Source organism: Ideonella azotifigens, assembly GCF_006519715.1.
GTDB classification, from domain to species: Bacteria; Pseudomonadota; Gammaproteobacteria; order Burkholderiales; family Burkholderiaceae_C; genus Ideonella; species Ideonella azotifigens.
Genome location: NZ_VIDT01001117.1, coordinates 1 through 1,207 on the forward strand (window position 1 = coordinate 1; position 1,207 = coordinate 1,207).

General features: G+C 67.1%; 2 protein-coding genes. One reads left to right on the top strand and one right to left on the bottom strand.

Features of this window, described 5'->3' with window-relative positions:
• Positions 1-606 (bottom strand): DUF2242 domain-containing protein (locus FKP22_RS31005; protein WP_375140639.1); only part of this gene is annotated, 606 nt, incomplete at its 3' end.
• Between the two features lie 114 nt (positions 607-720).
• On the opposite strand from FKP22_RS31005, the gene FKP22_RS31010 reads away from it, so the two are divergent.
• Positions 721-1,207: phytanoyl-CoA dioxygenase family protein (locus tag FKP22_RS31010; RefSeq protein WP_510606738.1), on the top strand; the 487-nt coding region annotated here is incomplete at its 3' end.

Here is a 1,207-nt window from a genome sequence, read left to right on the forward strand (position 1 = left end):
GGCGCGCTGCTGCTGCCGGCTGTCGCCCACCGACTCCCGCAGGTAGCGGTGCATCAGCGTGAAAAAGCGGTCGTAGAACTGGCCGGCGGGAATCGTCTCGCTGGCCACCTTGACCAGTGAGTCGTCGCTGGCCGACAGTGGAATGGACAGCGAGCCCAGCGCCGGCAGCCCCAGGCTGGCCGAATTGGCACTCTTCTTCAGCGCGTAGCGATCCTGCATGGCGCTGACATAGGCGGTCGACACCTTGCCCGAACGGCCTTCCGGCGTGCAGACCACGGTGAACGAGATCTCGACGTGCACCTCGCCCTCGGGCTGGAAGCGCTTGCTGCCGTTGACCAGGTCCGGCTTCAGCGTATTGATCACATACCCCTGGCTCAGCAGCGCACGGCGCGCCGCTTCGCAGGTGTCGTCCGGCTCGGCGTCGAACAGCCGCGAAAACGTCTCGTCCGACTTGAACTGCTCGTTCTGGTAGACCGAAGTCTTGCGCGGAATCACCGTCTCACAGCCCGCCAGCCCCCCGGCCACTGCCAGCATCAACAGCCCGCAGGCAGCCGCGCGCGAGACCGCAGCCTTGGCTGGGCGGCAGGAAATGGCAGCGTCGGGCATGAGCAAAGGCAAGGGCAAACGGCTTCTCCTGGGCACAAACCGCCCACTGGGGTGCGACCGATTATGTCCGGGCCAAGTTCCCTTGCACCTTGCGTGGACCGTAGGATGGCCAGCATGACGGACGACCCGACAGACAACAACACAGGCGCGACCGAGCTGTTGCGCAGCCTGCACGAGCAGGGCCTGGCCTGGCAGCGAGGCTGGCTGGGCAGCGGCGAACTTGAATCGCTGCGTGCGGCTGTAGGCGAAGCGGCGGATGGCACCGCGGGGTCAAGGCGCCTGCTTTCTCAACCCGCCTGCCGTGCCTTGGTGCCGCGATTGCTGGGCGATGACGGGTTGGCGCGCTGCTTGCCGGCCGACCCTGTGGTGGTGCAGGCCACCTTGTTCGAGAAGTCGGCCGGCTGCAACTGGCTGGTCAGCGTGCACCAGGACCTGAGCATTCCGGTCGTGGGGCCGCCGGCCGAGCTGCCCGGCTGGGGAGGCTGGTCGACCAAACAGGGCGAATGCTTTGTGCAGCCGCCGGACGCGCTGCTGGCACAGATGCTGGCTGTGCGCCTGCACCTGGACGACTGCGGCGATGACGACGGGCCGCTGGAAGTGC